General features: G+C 70.9%; 25 protein-coding genes. 11 read left to right on the forward strand and 14 right to left on the reverse strand.

Features of this window, described 5'->3' with window-relative positions; genetic code table 11:
- Positions 1 to 7: 7 nt before the first annotated feature.
- Entirely contained in the window at positions 8 to 793 is a 786-nt protein-coding gene (nagB, locus tag ASC56_RS18215) for a glucosamine-6-phosphate deaminase (protein ID WP_055492487.1), read from the reverse strand.
- A gap of 222 nt (positions 794 to 1,015) precedes the next feature.
- On the opposite strand from nagB, the gene ASC56_RS18220 reads away from it, so the two are divergent.
- Both ASC56_RS18220 and ASC56_RS18225 read left to right on the forward strand, forming a co-directional pair.
- Entirely contained in the window at positions 1,016 to 2,089 is a 1,074-nt protein-coding gene (locus ASC56_RS18220; RefSeq protein WP_055492488.1) for an SIS domain-containing protein, read from the forward strand.
- A 640-nt stretch (positions 2,090 to 2,729) separates the two neighbouring features.
- Positions 2,730 to 4,196: a sensor histidine kinase gene (locus tag ASC56_RS18225; protein ID WP_055492575.1), complete on the forward strand. Its 1,467-nt coding sequence runs from the start codon at positions 2,730 to 2,732 to the stop codon at positions 4,194 to 4,196.
- Positions 4,197 to 4,400: 204 nt separating this feature from the next.
- Here ASC56_RS18225 and ASC56_RS18230 read toward each other — a convergent pair whose 3' ends face one another.
- Positions 4,401 to 4,658 carry a WhiB family transcriptional regulator gene (locus ASC56_RS18230; RefSeq protein WP_003992873.1) on the reverse strand — a complete coding sequence of 86 codons (258 nt, stop codon included), beginning with the start codon at positions 4,656 to 4,658 and terminating at the stop codon, positions 4,401 to 4,403.
- 320 nt (positions 4,659 to 4,978) lie between these two features.
- Positions 4,979 to 5,947 carry a diacylglycerol kinase family protein gene (locus tag ASC56_RS18235; protein WP_055492489.1) on the reverse strand — a complete coding sequence of 323 codons (969 nt, stop codon included), beginning with the start codon at positions 5,945 to 5,947 and terminating at the stop codon, positions 4,979 to 4,981.
- 150 nt (positions 5,948 to 6,097) lie between these two features.
- On the opposite strand from ASC56_RS18235, the gene ASC56_RS18240 reads away from it, so the two are divergent.
- Positions 6,098 to 6,547, forward strand: a complete 450-nt coding sequence (locus tag ASC56_RS18240; RefSeq protein ID WP_055492490.1) for a hypothetical protein — start codon at positions 6,098 to 6,100, stop codon at positions 6,545 to 6,547.
- Positions 6,548 to 6,606: 59 nt separating this feature from the next.
- Here the strand turns inward: ASC56_RS18240 and ASC56_RS18245 are convergent, their stop codons facing one another.
- The 3 genes from ASC56_RS18245 to ASC56_RS18255 all read right to left on the reverse strand — a co-directional run bounded on the left by ASC56_RS18245 (position 6,607) and on the right by ASC56_RS18255 (position 8,691).
- On the reverse strand, positions 6,607 to 7,749 hold the full coding sequence (locus ASC56_RS18245; protein ID WP_079102585.1) for an RNA polymerase sigma factor SigF: 1,143 nt from the start codon (positions 7,747 to 7,749) through the stop codon (positions 6,607 to 6,609).
- Positions 7,746 to 8,159, reverse strand: a complete 414-nt coding sequence (locus tag ASC56_RS18250) for an anti-sigma regulatory factor (protein WP_055492491.1) — start codon at positions 8,157 to 8,159, stop codon at positions 7,746 to 7,748. The genes ASC56_RS18245 and ASC56_RS18250 overlap by 4 nt, the downstream gene beginning before the upstream one ends.
- A 271-nt stretch (positions 8,160 to 8,430) precedes the next feature.
- Positions 8,431 to 8,691 (reverse strand): UBP-type zinc finger domain-containing protein, encoded by a 261-nt coding sequence (locus tag ASC56_RS18255; protein ID WP_055492492.1) that lies wholly within the window; start codon positions 8,689 to 8,691, stop codon positions 8,431 to 8,433.
- A gap of 62 nt (positions 8,692 to 8,753) precedes the next feature.
- Here ASC56_RS18255 and ASC56_RS18260 point away from each other — a divergent pair, with 62 nt between their 5' ends.
- A complete protein-coding gene (locus tag ASC56_RS18260; protein ID WP_055492493.1) occupies positions 8,754 to 10,349 on the forward strand; it encodes a Na+/H+ antiporter in 1,596 nt (531 codons plus the stop codon).
- A gap of 43 nt (positions 10,350 to 10,392) precedes the next feature.
- Here ASC56_RS18260 and ASC56_RS18265 read toward each other — a convergent pair whose 3' ends face one another.
- Positions 10,393 to 11,316 carry a 1-aminocyclopropane-1-carboxylate deaminase/D-cysteine desulfhydrase gene (locus ASC56_RS18265; protein ID WP_234376990.1) on the reverse strand — a complete coding sequence of 308 codons (924 nt, stop codon included), beginning with the start codon at positions 11,314 to 11,316 and terminating at the stop codon, positions 10,393 to 10,395.
- A gap of 263 nt (positions 11,317 to 11,579) precedes the next feature.
- Between ASC56_RS18265 and ASC56_RS18270 the strand changes: the two genes are divergently transcribed.
- The 4 genes from ASC56_RS18270 to ASC56_RS18280 all read left to right on the forward strand — a co-directional run bounded on the left by ASC56_RS18270 (position 11,580) and on the right by ASC56_RS18280 (position 14,976).
- Positions 11,580 to 12,986 carry a family 2B encapsulin nanocompartment shell protein gene (locus ASC56_RS18270; protein ID WP_055492494.1) on the forward strand — a complete coding sequence of 469 codons (1,407 nt, stop codon included), beginning with the start codon at positions 11,580 to 11,582 and terminating at the stop codon, positions 12,984 to 12,986.
- Positions 12,987 to 13,163: 177 nt separating this feature from the next.
- Positions 13,164 to 14,222 carry a family 2 encapsulin nanocompartment cargo protein polyprenyl transferase gene (locus tag ASC56_RS18275; RefSeq protein WP_371330100.1) on the forward strand — a complete coding sequence of 353 codons (1,059 nt, stop codon included), beginning with the start codon at positions 13,164 to 13,166 and terminating at the stop codon, positions 14,220 to 14,222.
- Between the two features lie 192 nt (positions 14,223 to 14,414).
- Entirely contained in the window at positions 14,415 to 14,609 is a 195-nt protein-coding gene (locus tag ASC56_RS41955) for a hypothetical protein (protein WP_079102586.1), read from the forward strand.
- A gap of 19 nt (positions 14,610 to 14,628) precedes the next feature.
- On the forward strand, positions 14,629 to 14,976 hold the full coding sequence (locus ASC56_RS18280) for a DUF952 domain-containing protein (RefSeq protein ID WP_055492496.1): 348 nt from the start codon (positions 14,629 to 14,631) through the stop codon (positions 14,974 to 14,976).
- A 275-nt stretch (positions 14,977 to 15,251) separates the two neighbouring features.
- Here ASC56_RS18280 and ASC56_RS18290 read toward each other — a convergent pair whose 3' ends face one another.
- The 3 genes from ASC56_RS18290 to ASC56_RS18300 form a co-directional block, all read right to left on the reverse strand.
- The gene (locus ASC56_RS18290) at positions 15,252 to 16,001 is read right to left on the reverse strand and encodes a VOC family protein (RefSeq protein ID WP_055492498.1); all 750 of its coding nucleotides are present in this window, start codon (positions 15,999 to 16,001) and stop codon (positions 15,252 to 15,254) included.
- 106 nt (positions 16,002 to 16,107) lie between these two features.
- Positions 16,108 to 16,521, reverse strand: coding sequence for a VOC family protein (locus ASC56_RS18295; RefSeq protein ID WP_055492499.1), 414 nt, complete (start codon positions 16,519 to 16,521; stop codon positions 16,108 to 16,110).
- A 9-nt stretch (positions 16,522 to 16,530) separates the two neighbouring features.
- Entirely contained in the window at positions 16,531 to 16,962 is a 432-nt protein-coding gene (locus ASC56_RS18300) for a helix-turn-helix transcriptional regulator (protein ID WP_055492500.1), read from the reverse strand.
- Positions 16,963 to 17,160: 198 nt separating this feature from the next.
- On the opposite strand from ASC56_RS18300, the gene ASC56_RS18305 reads away from it, so the two are divergent.
- Entirely contained in the window at positions 17,161 to 18,225 is a 1,065-nt protein-coding gene (locus tag ASC56_RS18305) for a nucleotidyltransferase domain-containing protein (protein ID WP_199836022.1), read from the forward strand.
- A 176-nt stretch (positions 18,226 to 18,401) separates the two neighbouring features.
- Here the strand turns inward: ASC56_RS18305 and sodN are convergent, their stop codons facing one another.
- On the reverse strand, positions 18,402 to 18,797 hold the full coding sequence (sodN, locus tag ASC56_RS18310; protein WP_055492501.1) for a superoxide dismutase, Ni: 396 nt from the start codon (positions 18,795 to 18,797) through the stop codon (positions 18,402 to 18,404).
- Positions 18,798 to 18,942: 145 nt separating this feature from the next.
- Between sodN and sodX the strand changes: the two genes are divergently transcribed.
- A complete protein-coding gene (gene sodX, locus ASC56_RS18315) occupies positions 18,943 to 19,377 on the forward strand; it encodes a nickel-type superoxide dismutase maturation protease (RefSeq protein ID WP_055492579.1) in 435 nt (144 codons plus the stop codon).
- Here sodX and ASC56_RS18320 read toward each other — a convergent pair.
- Entirely contained in the window at positions 19,281 to 19,910 is a 630-nt protein-coding gene (locus ASC56_RS18320; protein ID WP_055492502.1) for an ABATE domain-containing protein, read from the reverse strand. The two genes, sodX and ASC56_RS18320, sit on opposite strands and share 97 nt — an antisense overlap.
- 103 nt (positions 19,911 to 20,013) lie before the next feature.
- Between ASC56_RS18320 and ASC56_RS18325 the strand changes: the two genes are divergently transcribed.
- A complete protein-coding gene (locus ASC56_RS18325; protein WP_055492503.1) occupies positions 20,014 to 20,784 on the forward strand; it encodes a trans-aconitate 2-methyltransferase in 771 nt (256 codons plus the stop codon).
- Between the two features lie 85 nt (positions 20,785 to 20,869).
- Here the strand turns inward: ASC56_RS18325 and ASC56_RS18330 are convergent, their stop codons facing one another.
- Entirely contained in the window at positions 20,870 to 21,670 is an 801-nt protein-coding gene (locus tag ASC56_RS18330) for an amino acid ABC transporter ATP-binding protein (RefSeq protein ID WP_055492504.1), read from the reverse strand.
- Positions 21,667 to 22,596 carry an amino acid ABC transporter permease gene (locus ASC56_RS18335; protein ID WP_055492505.1) on the reverse strand — a complete coding sequence of 310 codons (930 nt, stop codon included), beginning with the start codon at positions 22,594 to 22,596 and terminating at the stop codon, positions 21,667 to 21,669. The genes ASC56_RS18330 and ASC56_RS18335 overlap by 4 nt, the downstream gene beginning before the upstream one ends.
- Positions 22,597 to 22,625: the final 29 nt, after the last annotated feature.

Genomic DNA, 22,625 nt, shown 5'->3' on the forward strand with positions numbered 1-22,625 from the left:
GCTGACCTCAGATGCCTTGCCAGTCGGGCTTGTTGGCGTAGGCGTGCCGGAAGTAGCCGGCGAGCTTCAGCTTGGCGGCGGCGGCCTCGTCGACGACGACCGTCGCGTGCGGATGGAGCTGGAGGGCGGAGGCGGGGCAGACCGCGGCCACCGGACCCTCGACGGTCGCGGCGACGGCGTCCGCCTTGCCCTCGCCGGTCGCGAGGAGCACCAGGTGCCGTGCCTCCAGGATGGTCCCTATGCCCTGGGTGATCACATGATGCGGCACCTGGTCGATGTCTCCGTCGAAGAAGCGGGCGTTGTCGATCCTGGTCTGCTCGGTCAGCGTCTTGATCCGGGTGCGCGAGGCGAGCGAGGAACACGGCTCGTTGAACCCGATGTGCCCGTCGGTCCCGATGCCCAGCAGCTGCAGATCCACCCCGCCGGCCTCGGCGAGCGCCTTGTCGTACTCCTCGCACGCCGCCTGTACGTCCGCGGCGGTGCCGTCGGGCCCCATGAACGCCTCCATGCCGATCCCGAGCGGCTGAAGCACCTCACGCCGCAGCACCGACCGGTACGACTCCGGATGCTCGGCCGGCAGCCCCACGTACTCGTCGAGCTGCGCGATGCGTGCGCGCGAGGTGTCCACGGCGCCGGAGCGCACCTTCGCCGCCAGCGCCTCGTAAATGGGCAGCGGGGTCGACCCGGTGGCCACGCCGAGCAGGGCGTCGGGCTTGCGTCGGAGCAGCTGTGCCATGGCCTCGGCGATGAGTTCGCCGCCCGCCTTGGCGTCCGGAACGATGACAACTTCCACGTCGGGCCTGCCGATCTGAAGAGGGCTCGCCTGGGAACCTGAGGGAACGCATGTGGTATAGACCAATCTAGCAGAAGCGGTCGTCCGGGGGCGGACCCGACGCCCGGGATTCCCCCGCCCTTCGTATGCAGGCAGCCCCCCGGATGCGCGGTCCCGGAGGCGGGGGAGTGCAATGGAGTCAGCCGGCGTCGTGCCGTACCGGTGAGACCCCAAGGAGGCCCCATGACCGCCCCCACCACGGATCCCCGCAGCGACGACCGCCCCGGGCGGACCATGGCCCGGGAGATGTCCGAGCAGCCGGCCGTGCTGCGCCGGATCCTCGACGCGGGTGCCCCGCGGATCCAGGAGGTGGCCCGGGAGATCGCCGCCCGCAAGCCCCGGTTCGTGCTGCTCACCGCCCGCGGCACCTCCGACAACGCCGCCCTCTACGCCAAGTACCTGCTGGAGATCCGCCTCGGCCTGCCCTGCGGTCTCACCTCCATGTCGACCACCACGGCGTACGGGGCCCGCCCCGACCTCACCGACGTCCTCGTCATCACCGTCAGCCAGTCCGGGGGCTCGCCGGACCTGGTCGCCTCGACGCAGGCCGCCCGCGAGGCCGGCGCCCTCACGCTCGCCGTGACCAACAACCCGGACTCACCGCTGGCCGCCGTCTCCGAGTACCACATCGACATCATGGCCGGGCCGGAGAAGGCCCTCCCCGCCACCAAGACCTACACCGCCTCCCTTCTCGCTCTCTATCTCTTCGCCGAAGGACTGCGCGGCGGCGACGGCGCCCCCGCGAAGGTGCTGCCCGACCTCGCCGAGCAGCTCCTCGCCCGGCAGGACGAGGTCCGTACGCTCGCCTCCCGCTACCGCTTCGCCGAGCGCATGGTCATCACCTCGCGCGGCTACGGCTACCCCACCGCCAAGGAAGCCGCCCTGAAGCTGATGGAGACCAGCTACATCCCCGCCCTGGCCTACTCCGGCGCCGACCTCCTGCACGGCCCGCTCGCCATGGTCGACAACGTCTCGCCGGTGATCGCGGTCGTGACCGACGGCAAGGGCGGCGCCGCACTCCAGCCCGTGCTGGACCGGCTGCGCGGCCGCGGTGCCGACCTCGTCGTCATCGGGCCCAGGAGCCAGGTCGAACAGGCCTCGGCCGGCTTCGTCCTGCGGACCGAGGGCGTGGCCGAGGAGGTCCAGCCGATCCTGGAGATCATCCCGCTGCAGCTCCTCGCGTACGAGGTCACCATCGCCCGCGGCCAGGACCCGGACGCCCCGCGCGCTCTGGCGAAGGTGACGGAGACGCACTGACGGACCGGGCGCACCGGCGGGCAGGGACACACCGGCGCGGGCGCACGCGCCGCTACGCAGGCGCGATCATCCAGGGAATGTCCCAACGGGCGCGCGACGGAGCGAGCCGGGAGGAACTGGAAGCACTGGCCGACGTCGCCATGGCGATCTGGCCCCGCGAGGGGGCCGAAGGCCGCTACGCTGCGGTGAGTCGTCGAGGGATGTCCAATAAGGGGGATGTCCGATATAGAGACAACAACAAACATCCCTCAACGCATGGACATGCGCGCCCGGACGCAGCAACATGGTCCATGGCCCGTGGTCTAGTCCACAAGCCGTAGGCAATCTCGGTAAAGTAAGTAAAGAGTCCTCGGCGCACCGCGGGAGGACGGCACACATGAACCTCCGTCTTCCCCGCACAGGAAGACGGATCGAGGATCCGGCGCTCTCTGCCCTGACTGCTCCGGCTCCTCGACCATCGGCCGACCGGGACCGCACACCCCGCGGCCGTTGCTGCTCCGGGCTGCGGTGCCGGGAGGGTTGAGGGTCCCTCCCAGGCGCCGCGGCCCGCGGGTGCTTCCGGGGCCTGCCTGGGCGGCCCCTCTCTGGCTGATTTCGAGCGTTGTCCGAACGCCCAGGTACCCTCGCACACGTGCCCTCCATGAACGAACTGGTCCGCCAGCACACCGCCCTCAGCGACTCCGACCTGGAGTGGCTTCACCTGCTGGTGTCGGAGTGGCAACTGCTCTCTGACCTCTCCTTCGCCGACCTGGTCCTGTGGGTCCCGACCAGCGACGGCACACGCTATGTGTCGGTCGCCCAGATGCGCCCCAACACCGGCCCCACCTCGTATCAGGACGACATGGTCGGCCACCTCGTCCCGCGCGGCCGTCGACCGATGCTGGACGCGGCCCTGGACGAGGGCCGGATCGTGCGCGAGGGCGACCCGGAGTGGCGGGAGGAGGTCCCGGTCCGGGTCGAGTCCATTCCCGTACGACGTGAGGGCCGCGTCCTCGGCGTCATCGCCCGCAACACCAACCTGCTGACCGTGCGGACCCCGAGCCGCCTCGAGCTGACGTATCTGCAGAGCGCCTCCGACCTCGCGCAGATGATCGCGGCCGGCGCCTTCCCGTTCCCCGACCAGCAGGTCGACATGGACGCCTCGCCGCGCGTGGGCGACGGACTGATCAGACTGGACGCGGACGGCATCGTCCAGTACGCGTCGCCCAACGCGCTGTCGGCGTACCACCGACTGGGCCTCGCCTCCGACCTGGTCGGCCATCACCTCGGCAAGACCACCGCCGAACTCGCCCCGTCCCGGGGCCCGGTGGACGAGGCACTCGTGAAGGTCGCCAGCGGCTGGGCGCCGCGCGAGTTCGAGATCGAGGCGAGCGACGGGGTGATCCAGTTCCGCGCGATCCCCCTCAAGCCCAAGGGCACCCGCATCGGTTCGCTCGTCCTGCTCCGGGACGTCACCGAACTGCGGCGCCGTGAGCGGGAGTTGATCACCAAGGACGCGACCATCCGGGAGATCCACCACCGGGTGAAGAACAACCTCCAGACGGTCGCCGCCCTGCTGCGCCTCCAGGCTCGCCGCATCGAGTCCGACCGGGGCCGGGAGGCCCTCGAAGAGGCCGTACGCAGGGTCGGCTCGATCGCGATCGTGCATGAGACGCTGTCCCAAAACCTCGACGAGCGTGTGGAGTTCGACGAGATCGCCGACCGGGTGCTCGCCATGGTCGCCGAGATCTCGCCCGGCAAGGTCACCGGCCGGCGCAGCGGCCGCTTCGGCATCCTGGACGCCGAGGTCGCGACCCCGCTCTCCATGGTGCTGACCGAGGTCCTGCAGAACGCCCTCGAACACGGCTTCCGCCAGGGCGACACCGGCACGGTCGAGGTGTCGGCGGTCCGTGGCGGTACGACGAAGGAGGCGCGTCTCCTGGTGACCGTTCAGGACGACGGGGTCGGTCTGCCCGAGGGCTTCGACCCCCACACGGCGGGCAACCTCGGCCTGCAGATCGTACGGACGCTGGTGGAGGGCGAGTTGGGCGGAACCTTCGACATGGTCCCGGCCCCCGAGCGCGGTACACGGGTGATCCTGGACATCCCGGTGCGGGCGCACAAGTAGCCGTATCGACGCCGGGAGGGGCCGTCCCTACCGGCGAGCGGACCCGAACAGCGATGAGCCCCGGACCACAAGTGGTCCGGGGCCAAAAGCTCGTTGCCTGCAAGTGCTAGGCGCATCGGGGGTACTGCGCGCTGCGGCTCGGGAGCGGGAGATGCGTACTCGCTGTACGCGCCGCCAAGCTCAGGCTCGTACGGGGTGGGTGAGTCAGGCGGAGGCCTGACGGGCCCGGTTGCGAGCGGCGCGGCGCTTCATGGCGCGGCGCTCGTCCTCGCTGAGACCACCCCAGACGCCGGAGTCCTGACCGGACTCGAGCGCCCACTGCAGGCACTGCTCGATAACCGGGCAGCGACGGCAGACGGCCTTGGCTTCCTCGATCTGCAGCAGCGCAGGACCGGTGTTGCCGATGGGGAAGAAGAGCTCGGGGTCTTCCTCGCGGCAAACGGCGTTGTGACGCCAGTCCATGGCTGCTACCTCTCCTTGGTATTACGTGCGGATTGCTTGTGAATGTGAACGCTTTCACGAATCCCTCAACAAGTGAAGGGCCGATCGTCAGAATCACTGACGTGGTCCTGTGGATTGAGGAGGGGTTCGGGCTCTCGATGGGTAGCCGATGGTGCGGGCTGTCCCGAGCGCCACGTAGAGACTCGCAAACCTCAGCGGCGGATACAACCCCTTCCGGGAAGTTTTTTTTGATTCCTTGGTGTCGACTAGGTCACAGCCGTACTTCCAAGGGGTGGATCCTGGCCTAAACGTTCGAGTGAAAGGACTTTGGCCCGTTCCGCTCACACAATCACACGCAGTGCACGGCGTACGCCTGTGAACGTCACGCTCGTGCGCAGTCCTAGATGGTCGCCGTCCATCTGCAGGGGCAGAGGCACCTTCGAATGCAAGGTGAAGTCACTCAGGTCGTGCATCGAGACCACGTGCTTGCCATGGGGTCCCTGTTCGGGGGACGAAGTGAGCAACTGCGTTGCATAACGGGCGATCGAGGTCGCTGACATGCGGCTGAGCGCGAGCACGTCGAGCCCGGTATCGAACGAGGCCTTAGGTGAGGCGTACACCGGACGATTGCCGAGAAACGTCCATGGCGCCGTGTTGCAGATTATGGACAGGACGAGTCCCGCGACCGGCTCCTGGCCCGCCCGCTCCAGGGTGATCGTTCCTCGCCTGCGGTGAGGTTCGTCCAAAAACTGGCGCACCATTTGGCGCAGATACAGCGCATGGGTGGAGCGCTTGCCCTGCTCCCGCTGCTGCTCGACCCGGCCGACCACACCCGCGTCGAAGCCGAGGCCCGCGTTGAACGTGAACCAGCGGGAGGGCACCCCCTCGTCCCTGGTGCCGGGGGTGCCGGCGGCCAGCCCCAGGCCGACCGTGCGCTCACGGTCCTCGCGCAGGGCGTCGAGGATCGCGCCGGTGGCCTCCACGGCGTCGTTGGGCAGACCGAGAGCGCGGGCGAAGACGTTGGTGGAGCCGCCGGGGACCACCGCGAGACGGGGGAGGCGGCCGGGGTCGGGGCCGTGGTGCAGCAGGCCGTTGACGACCTCGTTGACCGTGCCGTCGCCACCGAGGACCACGACCAGCTCGATGTCCTCGCTCTCCGACGCCCCTCGGCCGAGGTCCCGTGCGTGCCCCCGGTACTCGGTGGTGACCGCCTCGAGCTTCATCTCGCTCGCCAGCGCGTGGGTCAGGACGTCACGGGTACGTGCGCTTGTGGTGGTTGCCGCCGGATTGACCACGAGAAGTGCACGCATGGGGTGCAGCGTACCTACTGGCAGGTACCCGGCCCACACCGAGGTAGGGATCCGGTAAGAGGCCGGGGTGGGCACAGTGACGGTGGACCGGGCGGCGGGGGTGACGGACGGGTCGGCGGAGGGCGCGGGCGCGAGGGCTACCCTTCAGTGGTGAGCGCTGAGCAGAACCCCACCCCGCAGACTCCCGAAGCCGAGCCCCGGCCCGCGCGGCTGACCGCCGCGGCGGCGCTGGCCGGGCTGGAGGGGCTCGCCCTGCTCGTGGGCGGCGTCTGGATGCTCGTCCTGGGCCTCACGGGCTCACCGGACGACCGCCGCCAGGCCGTCACCGGCGGCGTCACCCTGATGGTGCTCGGGCTGCTGCCCCTGCTGGCCGCGCGTGGTCTGCTGCTGCGGCGCAGCTGGAGCCGGGGGCCCGCCGTCGTCACCCAGATCATGGCGTTGCCGGTGGCGTACAACCTGCTGCAGGCCGACAGCATCGCGATCCCGGGCGGCATTGCGCTCGGCGTCGTCGCGGTGGCGGCGCTGGTGCTCCTGGTGAACCCGGCGACGACGCGGGCGCTGGGCATCCGGGGGCCCGGGGGCTCACCGGACCAGAAGTAGGCGGCGTACACGCCGCCGGCGAGGAACTTCGGGGCGACCGGACTTCCGGTCGCCCTTCGTCACTCCTCGACCAGCAACTTCTCCCGCAGCTGTGCCAGCGTCCGGGCCAGCAGGCGCGAGACGTGCATCTGTGAGATGCCGACCTCCTGCGCGATCTGCGACTGCGTCATGTTGCCGAAGAAGCGGAGTAGAAGGATTCGCTTCTCTCGTGGCGGAAGGTCCTCCAGCAGCGGCTTCAGCGACTCGCGGTACTCGACGCCCTCCAGCGCCTCGTCCTCCGCGCCGAGGGTGTCCGCGACCGCCGGGGACTCGTCGTCCGTGTCGGGGACGTCCAGGGACAGCGTCGAGTAGGCGTTGGCGGACTCCAGGCCCTCGAGGACCTCCTCCTCCGAGATGGCCAGCTTCTCGGCCAGCTCATGGACCGTCGGGGAGCGGCCGTGCAGCTGGGACAGCTCGGCGGTGGCCGTCGTCAGCGCCAGGCGCAGCTCCTGCAGACGCCGCGGCACCCGCACCGCCCAGCCCTTGTCACGGAAGTGGCGCTTGATCTCACCCACGACCGTCGGGGTCGCGTACGTCGAGAACTCGACGCCGCGCTCCGGGTCGAAGCGGTCGACCGACTTGATCAGACCGATGGTGGCGACCTGGGTCAGGTCGTCCAGCGGCTCACCGCGGTTGCGGAAACGTCGCGCGAGGTGTTCGACGAGCGGCAGGTGCATACGGACCAGCTGGTTGCGCAGCTCCGCGTATTCGGGGCTGCCCTCCCTCAGCTTGCGCAGCTCGACGAACATGGCCCGCGCCCCGCTGCGGTCCTGCGGGTCGTGCTGTGCGCCGCCAGGCACGCCGTGCTCAGCGTTTCGCTCGTGCTCGCTCATCGTCCCGCCCGTCACCGTTCCCCCAGCTCTCGGCTCCGTTCGAGCAGGGGAGGCCCCATTTCCTCCGGAGGACGTGCTCCGCGTGGCACCGTCTGGATCCCCTCGTCCGTCGGCCCGGCCGGAGAACGCCTCGCCGGCGTCGGCCGACCCCGCCTGCGGGGGTGCCGCGACCGCCGAGGCCTCGTCCTCCGGGTGTGGACGAGCCTGCTCGGGGATGCCGTCCACGCCGCCTGCCACGCGCCGTGACTCGCTCGGGCCTGTGGCGTTCCCGGCGGAAAGTTCCCGTGTGCCGCGCTCTTCGTCCCGCACCGGCCCGTCCCCGTTCGTCACGCCGGCCCGGGTCCCGCGCCGCGCTGTTTGTAGAGGCTGATGGACACGGTCTTGTCGTCGGCGACCGCGGAGGAGACCTTGCCGGCCAGGGCCGACAGGACGGTCCAGGCGAAGGTGTCCCGCGAGGGGGCGTGACCGTCCGTGGTCGGGGCCGCGACCGTGACCTCCAGAGAGTCGTCGATGAGCCGGAAGACGCAGCTGAGCACCGACCCGGGCACCGCCTGCTGCAGCAGGATCGCGCAGGCCTCGTCGACCGCGATACGCAGGTCCTCGATCTCGTCGAGGGTGAAGTCCAAACGGGCCGCGAGGCCGGCTGTGGCCGTGCGCAGCACCGACAGGTAGGCACCCGCTGCCGGCAGCCGGACTTCCACGAAGTCCTGGGTCGCGGGCTCGCCTGCGATCTGGGACACCCTCACCTCCAAGGTGGTACAAGCTCTTTCGGGGCCGAGGGTCGCCCCCCGGGGTAACGCCCTACGTGGTTCAGCGGTGACGCTATCGCGCTCTCAGCTCTTCTGTCCCCGGGACCCCGAGCCCTTGCTGTCACTCATAGTAAACCTATGTATACGCACAGTGGCTAGGGGTCTGCGGACCCAATTGGGAAGAGCGCGCGCCGGTTTGACGTACCCAGGCGTCAGACCGGCGAACCGTCCGGATCCAGGGTCACACGAGCGGGGCCCGGAGTCACACGAGTACATGGTCGACGAAGCACCAGCGCCAGGTCTCGCCGGGTTCGAAGGTGCGCATCACCGGGTGGCCGCTCTCCTTGTGGTGGGCCGTCGCGTGGCGCCAGGGCGAGGAGTCGCAGCAGCCCACGTGTCCGCACTCCAGGCACAGCCGCAGTTGCACCGGGTGCGCGCCGACGGCGAGGCACTCCAGGCACGTTTCGCTCTGGGGGTCGGGTTCGGGGAGCGGCAGCGCGTCGGCGTGCGTGCACTGTTTCATGATTGCCAGGTTACGACGGGTCCGCGGGAAGCGGCGCGGAAAACGAGGGCGGGCGGAAGACGATGAACGTGTTGCCACTGCTGTTGCTGGTCGCCGGCAGCGCAGCCGTCGCCGGGGCGGCACGCCGCACCCCGGTGCCCGCGCCTCTGCTGCTCGTCGCGGTGGGCCTCGCGATCTCCTACGTGCCCGGGGTGCCCCAGTACACCCTCGCCCCCGGCATCGTCCTGCCGCTGGTGCTGCCCCCGCTGCTGTACACGGCGGCCACCGAGAGCTCCTACCTCGACCTGCGGGCGCAGCTGCGGCCCGTGGCGCTGCTGTCCGTCGGATACGTGCTCTTCGCCACGCTCCTCGTGGGCTGGGCGGCTTATCTGATCATCCCGGACCTGCCGTTGACCGCGGCACTGGTGCTGGGCGCGGTGGTCGCGCCGCCGGACGCGGTGGCGGCCACGGCGGTCGCCCGGCGGGTGGGACTGCCGTCGCGGATCACCACGATCCTGCAGGGGGAGTCGCTGGTGAACGACGCGACCGCGATCACCGCGTACAAGGTGGCGCTCGCCGCGGCGGTCGGGGAGGGCGCGACCTGGCTCGGCGGGGTGCGGGAGTTCCTGCTCGCGGCGGTCGGCGGTGTCGTGGTCGGTCTGCTGCTGATGGTGCCGATCCACTGGCTGCGCACGCATCTGAAGGAAGCGCTGCTGCAGAACACCCTCTCCCTGCTGATCCCGTACGTCGCGTACGGCGCCGCGGAGTGGGCGCACGCCTCCGGGGTGCTCGCCGTGGTCGTCGTCGCCCTCTATCTCGGCTACCACAACTGGCAGGTCGACTTCGCCACCCGCCTCCAGGAGGAGGCGGTGTGGAAGATGGTCGCGTTCGTCCTGGAGTCGGCGGTGTTCGCGCTCATCGGACTGCAGCTGCCGTTCGTCCTGAGGGGCCTCGGCCAGTACGAGGGCACGCGCGCGGCCTGGTACGCGGTGGCGGTGTTCCTCGTGGTCGTCGTGTCACGGTTCGTCTGGGTCTATCCGGCGACCTTCCTGCCGCGCATGCTGTCCGCGCGCATCCGGCAGCGCGAGGAGAACCCCACCTGGAAGGGGCCGTTCATCATCGCCTGGGCGGGGATGCGCGGGGTGGTCTCGCTCGCGATCGCCTTCTCCATCCCGCGGACCGTGCACGGCGGCGGCCCCTTCCCCGACCGCAACCTCATCCTCTTCCTGACCTTCACGACGGTGATCGGCACGCTGGTGGTGCAGGGCCTGACCCTGCCCCCGCTCATCCGGCTGCTGCGACTGCCCGGACGTGACCCGCAGGCCGAGACCCTCGCGGAGGCGAACGCCCAGGCACAGGCGTCCCGGGCCGCCGAGCAGCGACTCGACGAGCTCCTGAACGACGAGCGCAATGCCTTGCCGCCCCCGCTGGCCGAGCGCCTCCGCACGGTCCTGGAGCGCCGTCGCAACGCGGTCTGGGAGCGACTGGGCTCGGTGAACCCGGTGACCGGTGAAACGGCCGACGACACCTACCGGCGTCTGTCCCGGCAGATGATCGGCGCGGAACGCGAGGTCTTCGTGAGGCTCCGCAACCACCGCTACATCGACGACGAGATGCTCCGCACGCTGCTGCGCAGGCTGGACCTGGAGGAGGCGGCGGCCTATCGGGAGACGGCGTGAGCCGCTCCGGGGCCGAGGTCGTGTGAGCCGCGCCGGACCGCGCTCAGGAGAAGGGCCTCCCGGTGATCACGGCGGCCAGCGTCGTCCCCCTGGGGAACGCGCCCGCCTCCGTCAGCACGACAAGTCCGTACAGCAGCTTGGCGACATACAGACGTTCCACCGGGAGGGCGTGGCGCGCCTCGAAGTCGTCCGCGAAGGCCAGGAGTTCGTGCGGAGTGCGGCCGTAGCCGCCGAAGTGGAAGCGGGTGTCCAGGGACCAGGTGCCACGGCGGCCGTCGAAGGCCCGGGTCTGCAGGGCGGCCGTCTCGGCGGCCAGGAAGTCGCCCTTCAGGACCGCCATACCCAGGGCTCGCGCGCCGGGGCCGAGACCCGCGGCCAGGCCCGCCAGTGTGCCGCCGGTGCCACAGGCCACGGCGACCACGTCAGCCCGTCCGCTCAGCTCCTCGCCGAGCGCGCGGCAGCCCTGTACGGCCAGGGCGTTGCTGCCGCCCTCCGGCACCACGTACGCCTCCTCGGCGTCCGCCGCGCGCAGGATCCCGGCCAGGGTCTCCGGCTCCGTCTTGCGGCGGTACGTCGATCTGTCGACGAAGTGCAGGCGCATGCCGTCGGCCGCGCACCGGGCGAGCGAGGGGTTGAGCGGGCGGTCGGCCAGCTCATGACCGCGGACCACGCCGATCGTGTCCAGCCCGAGCAGCCGGCCCGCCGCGGCCGTGGCCCGCAGATGGTTGGAGTACGCGCCGCCGAAGGTGAGCAGGGGGCGGCCGGCCGCGGCCCGCAGGTTCGGGGCGAGCTTGCGCCACTTGTTGCCGACCAGGTCCGGGTGGATCAGGTCGTCCCGCTTCAGCAGGAGCCGGACGCCATGCCGTGCGAAGCGTTCGTCCGCCACCTCATGCAGCGGCGAGGGCAACCGCGGGTGCAGCACGGCCGGGTCGAGCGCTTCGGGGTGCGGCACGTCGGGGCTGTTCACCCCCACATTGTCGGACACGGCTTGTACCGGCGACCGCCTCGCCTTGTATCCGCGACCGCCTCGTCCTGTCCCGCGCTTCGCGGCCGCGCGAGCCGATCCGGCCGGCGGAGGATCTGCCGATGACCACACCGCTCGGCAGGGCGCTTCAGTGTGCCCCGTCCGTCGTTGATCCATTCCCGCTCTTTTGGGTAATGGTACGGACACTCTCCGTGCTGAGAGGCTTCTTTCCGCAGATCAATGCATGACCGGGAGGGGCAATTTCAATGTCGGTAGGCGAAGAGGTCCGCGCCGAGGAGAACAGGCCGCAGCAGAGTCTGGGCACCACGGCCGCGCGGAACCTGGCCACCACCACCAAGTCCGCACCCCAGATGCAGGAGATCAGCTCACGATGGCTGCTGCGCATGCTGCCGTGGGTGAACGTGCAGGGCGGTACCTACCGGGTGAACCGCCGGCTCACCTACTCCGTGGGTGACGGCCGTGTGACGTTCGTCAAGACCGGCGACCAGGTCACGGTCATCCCCGCGGAGCTGGGCGAATTGCCGGCCCTGCGCGCGTACGACGACCAGGACGTGCTCGCCGAACTCGCCCAGCGGTGCCAGCAGCGCAGGTTCGCCCCCGGGGACGTGCTCGCCGAGTTCGGCAGCCAGGCGGACGAGGTGTACCTGCTCGCGCACGGCAAGATCGAGAAGGTCGGCACGGGCCCCTACGGGGACGACGCGGTGCACGGCGTCCTCGCCGACGGCGCCTACTTCGGCGAGCAGGCACTGCTCGACCCGGACGCCATCTGGGAGTACACGGCCCGCGCGGTCACCGCCTGCACGGTGCTCGCCCTGCCCCGCCGGGACGTCGAACAGGTCGCCGAGCGCGCCGAGTCCCTGCGTGAGCACCTCCGGCAGCAGCGCTCGATCCCCGCTCAACGCACCAACAAGTACGGCGAGAAGACGATCGACCTCGCCGCGGGCCACAGCGGCGAGCCGGACATCCCGCACACCTTCGTCGACTACGAGGCGGCACCCCGTGAGTACGAACTGAGCATCGCCCAGACCGTCCTGCGCATCCACACCCGCGTGGCCGACCTCTACAACCAGCCGATGAACCAGACCGAGCACCAGCTGCGGCTCACGGTCGAGGCACTGAAGGAGCGCCAGGAGCACGAGCTCATCAACAACCCCGACTTCGGGCTCCTCCACAACTGCGAGTACGACCAGCGGCTGCAGCCGCACGACGGCGTGCCGAGCCCCGACGACATGGACGAGCTGCTCAGCAGGCGGCGCGGTACCAAGCTGTTCCTCGCCCACCCGCGCGCGATCGCCGCGTTCGGGAGGGAACTCAACAAGCGCGGACTCGTCCCGGAGTCCATCGACATCGGGGGCAACCGCATCCCCACCTGGCGGGGAGTGCCCATCTTCCCGTGCAACAAGATCCCGGTCAGTGACGCCCGTACGAGCTCGATCATCGCCATGCGTACCGGCGAGGAGGACCAGGGTGTCGTCGGCCTCAGGCAGTCCGGCATCCCCGACGAGATCGAGCCCAGCCTGTCGGTGCGCTTCATGGGCATCAACGAACAGGCGATCATCAAGTATCTGGTGACGGCCTACTACTCGGCCGCGGTCCTGGTCCCCGACGCGCTGGGAGTGCTGGAGAACGTCGAGATCGGCCGCTGGAGGTGACCCCGTACCACCGCATGCCGTGTTCCCGCCCCTCGGGGCGGGTACACCCTCGGAGTGCCCGAGCCGCGGTAGCCGAGGCATCACCGTCCGCAGACTCTTCGAGGCGGTCCCATGGGTGAGTTCATCACGGAGCCGAAGCAGAGCCCGACGCCGGCAAGGAGGAGACCGGCCGTTCCCATGGGGCGGCGCGACGCGCTCCCGAGCCCCGCGGGAGGGCTCGACGGGCACGAGGCCGAGGCGATCCTGGAGCGTGCCCGTGCCGCGGTCGATCCGGAGCTGCGCCGGGCCGTCGACTCACTCCCCGGCTCGATGCGCCGGATCGCGCGCTACCACTTCGGCTGGGAGCACGCGGACGGCACCCCGGCGGCCGGCAACGCGGGCAAGGCGATACGCCCCGCGCTCGTCCTGACCGCGGCCCGCGCGCTCGGCGGGCGGGGGGCCGCCGCCGTACGGGCCGCCGCGGCCGTCGAACTGGTCCACAACTTCACGCTGTTGCACGACGACGTGATGGACCGGGACACCACCCGCAGACACCGCCCCACCGCCTGGACCGTGTTCGGCGACGCCGACGCGATCCTCGCCGGGGATGCCCTGCAGGCGCTGGCGCAGTGGCTGCTCGCCGAGGACCCGCACCCGGCGTCGGGGGCCGCCGCCGCTCGGCTCGCGGCCTGCGTCGTCGAACTGTGCGCCGGGCAGCACGCGGACACGGCACTGGAGCGGCGCGGCCCGCACGAGGTCACCCTCGACGAGGTGCTCGCCATGGCCGAGGCGAAGACGGGCGCACTGCTCGGTTGCGCCTGCGCGCTCGGCGCGCTGTACGCGGGAGCCGACGAGCAGGACGTCGATGCGCTGGACGCGTTCGGCCGCGAGGCCGGGCTCGCCTTCCAGCTCATCGACGACGTGATCGGGATCTGGGGGGACCCGAGCCGCACCGGCAAGCCGGCCGGGGCGGACCTCATGGCCCGCAAGAAGTCGCTGCCCGTGGTCGCCGCGCTCGCCTCCGGCACCCCGGCGGCGGCCGATCTGGCCGAGCTGTACCAGGGGCCGTACGTGGAAGGGCAGCTGGAGCGCACCGTTCTCGCCGTCGAGCAGGCGGGCGGCCGGGACTGGGCACAGGGGGAGGCGGCCGACCGGATGGCCCGCGCGATGCAGGAGCTCTCCCGCGCGGTCCCCGACCCGGAGGGGGCGGGCGGCCTGCTGGCCCTGGCCGAGTTCGTGACCCGGCGCGCCTCCTGAGCGCCGCCCGAGGGGAGGCCCCGCAGACCCGGGTACCGCGCGGCTCCTGACCCCGCGCGGTACCCGACGGCTCCGGCCGGGGCGGGCCCCGCACATCCCCACGGTGTGCGGGGCCACGCCTCTGGCGTCAGCCGCGCGCCGAATCCGCTCCGTGGAAGGCGCCGGGCCGGGCAGTCGACCTACCCTGAAGGCATGGGCAGCGAGGACCGCGTCTGTCCGTCGTGCGGGCAGCCCGTCGCCACGGTCGTACGGCGCCACAAGACGCTGGGCGCCTTCGTCCCCGTATGGCGCCCCGGGCCCTGCCGCAACCCGCGGTGCCCGGCGTATCTGCGGCAGGATCCGGACGAGCCCACCCGCCGGAGCCCGCCGATTGAGCCAAGGCCTTAGAGGTCATTAGGTTGACGGCATGTCCGAACCTCTTGTGCACCTCACCCAGCGCTCCCTGTGGGAGGCGGCCCGCGCGACCGGCACCTACGAGATGTCGACCCGCGGCCGCACCCTCCAGGAGGAGGGCTTCATCCACTGCTCACTGCGGCACCAGGTCCCGTCCGTGGCCCGCTTCGTCTACGGGGCCTACGACGGGCCGGACGACCTGGTGCTGCTGGTCATCGACCCGGAGCGGCTGACGGCCCCCGTCCGCTACGAGGCCGCGAGCCCAGGCGGCGAGGAGTTCCCGCACGTCTACGGGCCGATACCCGTGTCCGCCGTGGTGGATGTGAAGGTCTGGGACCGGCGGGCGGCGGCGCAGGAGTGACCCGGACGGGGGGACGCCGCCGGGTGTGGCGATGGGCGGTCGGAGCGTGGGCCGCCCTGGTGGTGACGGGCGGTGGCCTCACGCTGTCGCTGCAGGACGCGAACGAGCCGGCGCCTCCCGCCCGGTGGGAGAAGGCGCCGGATCCGTCGACGTCCGCCGATGCGTACGAGTCGGGGTGTCCGCTGCGGGAGTACACGGCGAGTCCGACGCCGACGGCCTGCGCGTACGTGTCCCGATAGAGCGGGCCGGGGCGGTGGCCGCGCCGGCGGTGACCGTCAGCCGGGCAGGCCGCCCGTCCAGGGGTCGCGGCCCGTCAGGCAGTACGTGCCGCCCGCCGGGTCGCGCATCACCGTCCACTGGGTGCCGCGGGCGACGGTCGTGGCACCGAGCCGTTCATGCCGGGCACGGGTCCTCTCGATGTCGGCGCACGCCATGTCGAGGTGGGCGGAGGCGGGGCGATCGGTGCCGAGACGTTGCAGCAGGATGCGGACGGGAAGGCCGGCGGGCGGCCTGACCACGTGGAACTCCGGCCGGGAGCCGGGCAACGACTCCCAGCCGGTGAGGCCGCCCCAGAAGGCGACCTCGGCGTCGAAGACGTCGGGGGCCAGATCGAGGCAGACCTGGTCGAGCCGGGTGGCAGCACCGCTGGGCTCCTCGACCACGGGCGGCCGCACCGATTCCCCGTGCCAGGGCACCGCGCAGAACGACAGGCCGCCGGGGGAGCGGAGCACGGCCCACCCGGTGTGGTCGGCGGCGACGTCCGCACCGAGCCGCCGTGCCGCCGCGACCAAGGCGGGCACGTCCTCGACGGCGAGGTCGAGATGGGCGCCCCCGCCCGCCCGTACGGCCTGCGCCTTCAGGCACGCGTCGCCCGCCTCCGGTACCAGCGTGACGAACTCGGCCCGCTCGCCACGGGGTTCGGACAGCTTGCTCCCCGTGACGGCGGTCCAGAAGTCGCAGGCCGGTCCGAACATCTCGACGGGCCGGTCGACGAAGGCGTAGGTCCAGCGGACGGGTTCGGTCATACGAGGCTCCTCGGCAGGCGGTCCACGGCGCTCGTACCGTCTCCCGCCCGCCCGGATCCCGCAACGGCGTTTCCGCCCCGGTGTGCTCCGGCCGCAGCCGCACTCGTCAGCCGCGGCGTTCCGTGAAGCGCAGCAGATTGCCCGCCGGGTCACGGAAGGCGCAGTCCCGCACGCCGTACGGCTGGTCCATGGGCTCCTGGAGGACCTCTGCGCCGGAGGCGCGGACGCGGTCGAAGAGGGCGTCGCAGTCCTCGGTGGAGAAGATGACACCCCGCAGGATGCCCTTGGCGAGCAGCTCGGCCACCGCCTGGCGGTCCGCTGGAGAGGTGTCCGGGTTCGCCGCCGGAGGTTCCAGGACGATCTCCACGTCCGGCTGGAGCGGTGAGCCGACCGTCACCCAGCGCATCCCCTCGAAGCCGACGTCGTTGCGGACCTCCAGGCCCAGGACGTCCCGGTAGAACGCGAGCGCCTTGTCATGGTCGTCCACGGCGATGAAGCACTGGGAGAGTTTCAGGTCCATGGCCCCACGCTAGAGCTGCGCGCGCGGATCCGCTCGGGTATCGCCCGGTCGGCCCCGGCGCGGACGTGTCAGGCCCTTCGCCACGCACGGCGGTATCGCCGCGCCCTGCTCGTGCGACCGCGCCCGGTACGCGCTCGGCGTCTCGCCCACCAGCTCAGTGAAGCGCGAACTGAACGACCCGAGGGAGGTGCACCCCACGGCGAGGCAGACCTCCGTCACGGTCAGGTCGCCGCGCCGCAGCAGCGCCTTGGCCCGCTCGATGCGGCGGGTCATCAGATAGCTGTACGGCGTCTCCCCGTACGCCGCGCGGAAGCTGCGCTGGAAGTGCCCCGGCGACATCAGAGCGGTGCGCGCGAGCGCTGTTACGTCCAGCGGCTGCGCGTACTCGCGGTCCATCCGGTCACGCGCCCGCCGCAGCCGGACAAGGTCGTCGACGTCCACGCGGTCAGCATCGCACGCCCCACCGACAACGGACCCCGGCCGTCGGCCTCCGCATGACCCGCCGGGAGATCAGTAGGCCCCGGCTGCGCGGACTGCTCGCGCTGCTCGCCGACGAGCCGCGCCGGGTGCAGCGCCGCCCGGCCGGCCGACGGACCGTGGCCCGACGAGCCGCCCGAGAACCCCACCAAGGCGCTCCAGGTGCTGGTCTCCCGCGCCCGTTCCCAGCTCGCTGCCGCCACCGCCACCGCCACCGCCACCGCCGACCGGCTCACCCTGGACGCCGAGGCGATCGACACCTCCGCCGTCCTGCTCGCCGCCACCCGCGCCACCCGTGCCGCGCGCGACGGCGACCACACCACGGCTCTCGCGCATGCCGGGGCGGGGCTCACCCACTGGGACGGCCCGCCCGGCGACGACGCCCCCGACGACCCGGTCGCCGCTCTGCGGGCGGCGCGCGCGACGACGTACACCGCCCCGGCACGCGCCGGCTCTCGGTCCTGGCACCATGCCCGCATGGACCCGCACCCTCCGGCCCCGCTCACCGCGGCCCTCGACCAGGCACGCGGCCTGGTCACGACCCGCTACCCGGGCGCGCTGGCCGCCGTGCTCGGCGGCTCGACGGCCCGCGGCCGGGCGACCGCCACGAGCGACCTCGACATCGCCGTGCTGCTCCCGGACGACGACGTCACGCGCCGCGAGACGCTCCGCCACCAGGGGCGCCTGGCCGAGGTGTTCGCGCACACCCGCGCCGACCTCGCCGAGATCATCGCATCGGACCGGGCGAGCCGCCGCGGGTCGATGCTGTTCATCTACGCCGAGTCGGTGACGGTGCACGACCCGCACGGACACGCGGCGGCACTGCGCGCCGAGGCACGCGCCGAGCTCGAACGGGGCCCCGACCCGCTGACCCCGAAGGAGTGCGACGAGGAGCGCTACCGGCTCACCGATCTGCTGGACGACCTGGCCGACGCCACCGACCGCCATGAGCAACTGGCCGTCGCGGACCAGGTGCTGATCACGGCGGCCGTCCTGCTGGCGGGCCACCGTCGCGCCTGGCGGGGCGGCGGCAAGTGGCTTCCGCGTCGTCTGAGGGACGCCGACCCCGCCTTGGGTCGCGCCCTCCTCGACGCCCGCCTCACCGTCGCCGAGCACGCGGATCCGGCGCCGCTGAGCGCCGCGGCGCACGAGATCCTCAACCTGCTGGGCGGCCCCCTCCGGGAGGGCCACTCGCGCATCTGGAACGGCGCCGTGAAGGGACCCTGACAGGGGCCGGGAGAAGCGAGGCCCGACGGAACCCGGCGGAACCCGAGGGAAACAGGGACGGAAGGACCGACCGAATCACGACGGGGCCCGACCGATGGTGCGGCCGGGCCCCGTCATGGGAGCTGTCGACCTGCGAGGGTGCACCACTCGCCGGTCGTGCACAAGAGACCGGTGGATCAGGCCTTCTTGGTCTCCCAGAAGATCTTGTCGATCTGGGCGATGTAGTCCAGCGCCTTCTGGCCCGTCGCCGGGTCCGTCGACGCCTTGGCGGCCGAGAGGGCCTTCAGGGTGTCGTTGACCAGCTGGTGCAGCTCCGGGTACTTCTCGAAGTGCGGAGCCTTGAAGTAGTCGCTCCACAGCACCGAGACGTGGTGCTTGGCGAGCTCGGCGCGCTGCTCCTTGATGACGGTGGCGCGAGCCTGGAAGTGCGGGTCGTCGTTGGCGGCCATCTTCTCCTGGATGGCCTTCACCGAGTCTGCCTCGATGCGGGCCTGGGCCGGGTCGTAGACGCCGCAGGGCAGGTCGCAGTGGGCGCTGACCTTGACCTTGGGGGCAAACAGGCGGGAGAGCATGAAGCTGTCCTTCCTCGTGATCGTCTTCTCAGGTGGGACATTACTCCGTAGGGGACGGGTTTTCGCGAGTGCCCCCATGGGCTTAGGCCAAAAGTCCAGGGTGAGACTGGGACTGGTGGAGGATCGGACCGGGGAGGTGCCGGCGATGCCGGAGCTGTCACAGGAGACCGAGCGCACGAAGGCCTTGCTGCCGTTCGGGGCGGCGGAGGTGACGGGGCCGTCCATGGTGCCCACGCTGCAGCACGGGGACCGGCTGCTCGTCCAGTACGGGGCGCGTGTCCGGCCGGGCGACGTCATCGTCCTGCGGCACCCCTTCCAGCAGGACCTGCTGGTCGTCAAGCGTGCGGTCGAGAAGCGCGAGGGCGGCTGGTGGGTGCTCGGGGACAACCCGTACGCGGGTGGGGACAGCACCGACTACGGCACCGTCCCCGAGGAGCTCGTCCTCGGGAGGGTGCGGCTGCGCTACCGGCCGCTCAAGGCGGGTCAGCGCTCGCCCTTCGCGCTGCTGCGCTGGGCGCTCGTCGCCGCCCGGCCCGTGCTCTGCGACCGGTCGGCCTCCAGGCGCTTGCGGGCGCGGTAGGCGGCCACGTTCGCGCGCGTGGCGCAGCGGTCCGAGCAGTACCGCCGGGAGCGGTTCGTCGAGGTGTCGAGGTAGGTGTTGCGGCAGGGGGTCGCCTGGCACAGGCCCAGACGGTCCACGCCGTATTCCGTGAGGTGGAACGCCAGCCCCATCGCGGCGATCGCCGCGTAGCCGGCGGTCGCGTTCGACGGGTGATCCGCGAGGTGCATGTGCCACAGCGGGCGGCCGTCGTCGTCCCGGTGGTCGTGACCGGAGATCTGCGGGCTCACCGGGAACTCCAGGAGCAGGGAGTTCAGCAGGTCCACCGCGAGGGTCTCGTCGCCCTGGTCGGCCGCCTCGAAGACGGCGCGCAGCCGGGCCCGGACCGAGCGGAACCGGGTCACGTCGGCGTCGGTGGCGCGACGGGCCGCCGACTGGTTGGCCCCGAAGAGGTCGCGGACGGCCTCCACCGAGGTGAGCGAGTCCTTGCCCCGGGCCGGTTCCTCGCTGTTCACGAGACGGACGGCGTAATCCGAGTAATAGGCCAGTTCCACTTGTAGTCCTTACCGGGGCGCTCTATCGTCGTTGGCTGCGGTCAGGTAATAGATGGTCGCGCTTACAGGGTATTACGCGACGCAGTGCAGAAGGGGGCTTTGGATGACCACCACGACCGGATCCGCGGCGGGCACCGACTGGCGGGCCTGGCAGGAGAGCTGGGACCGGCAGCAGGAGTGGTACATGCCGGATCGCGAGGACCGCTTCCGGGTCATGCTCGACATGGTCGAGGCCCTCGTCGGCCCCGCACCGCGCGTACTCGACCTCGCCTGCGGCACCGGCACCATCACGGCCCGGCTCCTCGCCCGCTTCCCCGAGGCCACCAGCACCGGCGTCGATCTCGACCCCGCGCTGCTCACCATCGCCCGGGGTACCTTCCGGAGCGACGAGCGCGTCTCGTTCGTCACCGCCGACCTGAAGGATCCGGACTGGGTCACCCGGCTGCCGTACGAGTCCTACGACGCCGTCCTGACCGCCACGGCCCTGCACTGGCTGCACAGCGAACCCCTCGCGGCCCTCTACGGTCAGATCGCGGAACTCCTCCGCGACGGCGGTGTCTTCATGAACGCGGACCACATGATCGACGAGACCACGCCCCGGATCAACGCGGCCGAGCGCGCCCGGCGTCACGCCCACATGGACGAGGCCAAGGCGAACGGCGCCGTCGACTGGGGCGAGTGGTGGCAACTCGCCGCCCAGGACCCGGTCCTGGCCGAGCCGACCGCGCGCCGCTTCGAGATCTACGGCGAGCACGCCGACGGCGACATGCCGTCCGTCCAGTGGCACGCGCGCGTGCTGCGCGAGAAGGGCTTCGCCGAGGCCCGCCCGGTGTGGTGCTCACCCTCGGACACCCTGCTGCTCGCGCTCAAGTAGCCGACCAGCCTGACGTACGGGAGTGGGCCCCATGGCCGAGGCCATGGGGCCCACTCCTCGCCGACCTACCGCACGTGCGGCCGGCCTACAGGACCTTCGACAGGAAGGACTTGGTGCGCTCGTGCTGTGGATTCGTCAGGACCTCGCGCGGGTGGCCGGCCTCGACCACCACACCGTCGTCCATGAACACCAGCGAGTCTCCGACCTCACGGGCGAAGCCCATCTCGTGCGTGACGACGATCATCGTCATGCCGTCCTCCGCCAGGTCCCGCATCACGTCGAGGACCTCGCCGACGAGCTCCGGGTCGAGGGCCGAGGTCGGCTCGTCGAAGAGCATCAGCTTGGGTTCCATCGCAAGGGCACGGGCGATGGCGACGCGCTGCTGCTGGCCGCCGGAGAGCTGCGCGGGGTAGTGGCCGGTCCGGTCACCGAGGCCCACCCGGTCCAGCAGCCGCTGTGCGCGCTCCCGGGCGGCGGCCTTCGACTCGCCCTTGACCTGGACCGGCGCCTCCATGACGTTCTCCAGCGCCGTCATGTGCGGAAAGAGGTTGAAGCGCTGGAACACCATGCCGATGTCCCGCCGCTGCGCGGCCACTTCACGCTCCTTCAGCTCGTAGAGCCGATCGCCCTTCTGCCGGTAGCCGACCAGTTCGCCGTCGACGTACAGCCGGCCGGCACTGATCTTCTCCAGGTGGTTGATGCACCGCAGGAAGGTCGACTTGCCGGAGCCGGACGGGCCGATCAGGCAGAACACCTCGCGCGGGTTCACCTCCAGGTCGATCCCCTTGAGGATGTGCGCCGGACCGAAGGACTTGTGGACGCCTTCGGCCCTGACCATCGGGTGGCCGCCGGTGCTCTTGCCGATGTCCTTGCCGAGACCGCTCATCGGGCCACCTCCGGGCGGCGGAACGAACCGAACAGACGGAGGTTCCTCTTCAGCCGCTGCAGCGGGGTCGGCGGCAGATTGCGCGTCGAACCGCGGGCGTAACGGCGTTCGATGTAGTACTGGGCGATGCTGAAGACCGTGGTCAGGATCAGGTACCAGATGGATGCCACGAAGTACATCTCCACGACGGCGAGCGAGGTGCTGGAGATGTCCTGGGCCCGCTTGATGAGTTCGTTGAACTGGACCGCGTAGGCGAGCGACGAGGTCTTCAGCATGTTGATGAACTCGTTGCCGGTCGGCGGCACGATCACGCGCATCGCCTGCGGAAGGATCACGCGCCGCAGGGTCTGACCCTGGGTCATGCCGAGCGCGTGCGACGCCTCGGTCTGCCCCTCGTCCACCGACTGGATGCCGGCCCGGACGATCTCCGACATGTACGCGGCCTCGTTCAGGCCGAGACCCAGCAGAGCCGTCAGGAACGGGGTCATCACCTGGTTCATCTCGTCCTTGTAGAACCCCAGGTTGAGGATGGGGAACACCAGCGAGATGTTGTACCAGAGGAGCAGCTGGACGAGGACCGGAGTGCCCCGGAAGAACCAGACGTAGAACCAGCCCACGGTGCTGGTGACCGGGTTCGACGACATCCTCATCACCGCCAGGACGACGCCCAGGGCGAGGCCGAGCACCATGGCGAGCACGGAGATGTACAGCGTGTGCCAGACGCCGGACAGGATGGTGCCGTCGGTGAGGTAGTCGGGGATGACGTTGTAATGGATGTTCGCGTTGGAGAAGGCGATGCCGATCAGCACGAGTACGGCGATGACCAGAGCGCCGGCCACCCAGCGGCCGTAGTGGCGCACCGGGATGGCCTTGATCTGCTCCGGCGGCACGGCCGCCGCCGGAGTCCTGTCGATGGTGTCAGTCACGGTGAGGGCCCTTCAGGGTCGCGCGAGGC

Origin of the sequence: Streptomyces sp. TP-A0356, assembly GCF_001417775.1 — a bacterium.
Lineage (GTDB): Bacteria > Actinomycetota > Actinomycetes > Streptomycetales > Streptomycetaceae > Streptomyces.

Bases quoted from the DNA above. Each gene is read 5' to 3' on its own strand.
- ASC56_RS18220 (WP_055492488.1), top strand. From the start codon at position 1,016: ATGACCGCCCCCACCACGGATCCCCGCAGCGACGACCGCCCCGGGCGG.
- ASC56_RS18225 (WP_055492575.1), top strand. From the start codon at position 2,730: ATGAACGAACTGGTCCGCCAGCACACCGCCCTCAGCGACTCCGACCTG.
- ASC56_RS18230 (WP_003992873.1), bottom strand. From the start codon at position 4,658: ATGGACTGGCGTCACAACGCCGTTTGCCGCGAGGAAGACCCCGAGCTC.
- ASC56_RS18235 (WP_055492489.1), bottom strand. From the start codon at position 5,947: ATGCGTGCACTTCTCGTGGTCAATCCGGCGGCAACCACCACAAGCGCA.
- ASC56_RS18255 (WP_055492492.1), bottom strand. From the start codon at position 8,691: ATGAAACAGTGCACGCACGCCGACGCGCTGCCGCTCCCCGAACCCGAC.
- ASC56_RS18260 (WP_055492493.1), top strand. From the start codon at position 8,754: ATGAACGTGTTGCCACTGCTGTTGCTGGTCGCCGGCAGCGCAGCCGTC.
- ASC56_RS18270 (WP_055492494.1), top strand. From the start codon at position 11,580: ATGTCGGTAGGCGAAGAGGTCCGCGCCGAGGAGAACAGGCCGCAGCAG.
- ASC56_RS18275 (WP_371330100.1), top strand. From the start codon at position 13,164: ATGGGGCGGCGCGACGCGCTCCCGAGCCCCGCGGGAGGGCTCGACGGG.
- ASC56_RS41955 (WP_079102586.1), top strand. From the start codon at position 14,415: ATGGGCAGCGAGGACCGCGTCTGTCCGTCGTGCGGGCAGCCCGTCGCC.
- ASC56_RS18280 (WP_055492496.1), top strand. From the start codon at position 14,629: ATGTCCGAACCTCTTGTGCACCTCACCCAGCGCTCCCTGTGGGAGGCG.
- ASC56_RS18290 (WP_055492498.1), bottom strand. From the start codon at position 16,001: ATGACCGAACCCGTCCGCTGGACCTACGCCTTCGTCGACCGGCCCGTC.
- ASC56_RS18295 (WP_055492499.1), bottom strand. From the start codon at position 16,521: ATGGACCTGAAACTCTCCCAGTGCTTCATCGCCGTGGACGACCATGAC.
- sodN (WP_055492501.1), bottom strand. From the start codon at position 18,797: ATGCTCTCCCGCCTGTTTGCCCCCAAGGTCAAGGTCAGCGCCCACTGC.
- sodX (WP_055492579.1), top strand. From the start codon at position 18,943: ATGCCGGAGCTGTCACAGGAGACCGAGCGCACGAAGGCCTTGCTGCCG.
- ASC56_RS18325 (WP_055492503.1), top strand. From the start codon at position 20,014: ATGACCACCACGACCGGATCCGCGGCGGGCACCGACTGGCGGGCCTGG.
- ASC56_RS18330 (WP_055492504.1), bottom strand. From the start codon at position 21,670: ATGAGCGGTCTCGGCAAGGACATCGGCAAGAGCACCGGCGGCCACCCG.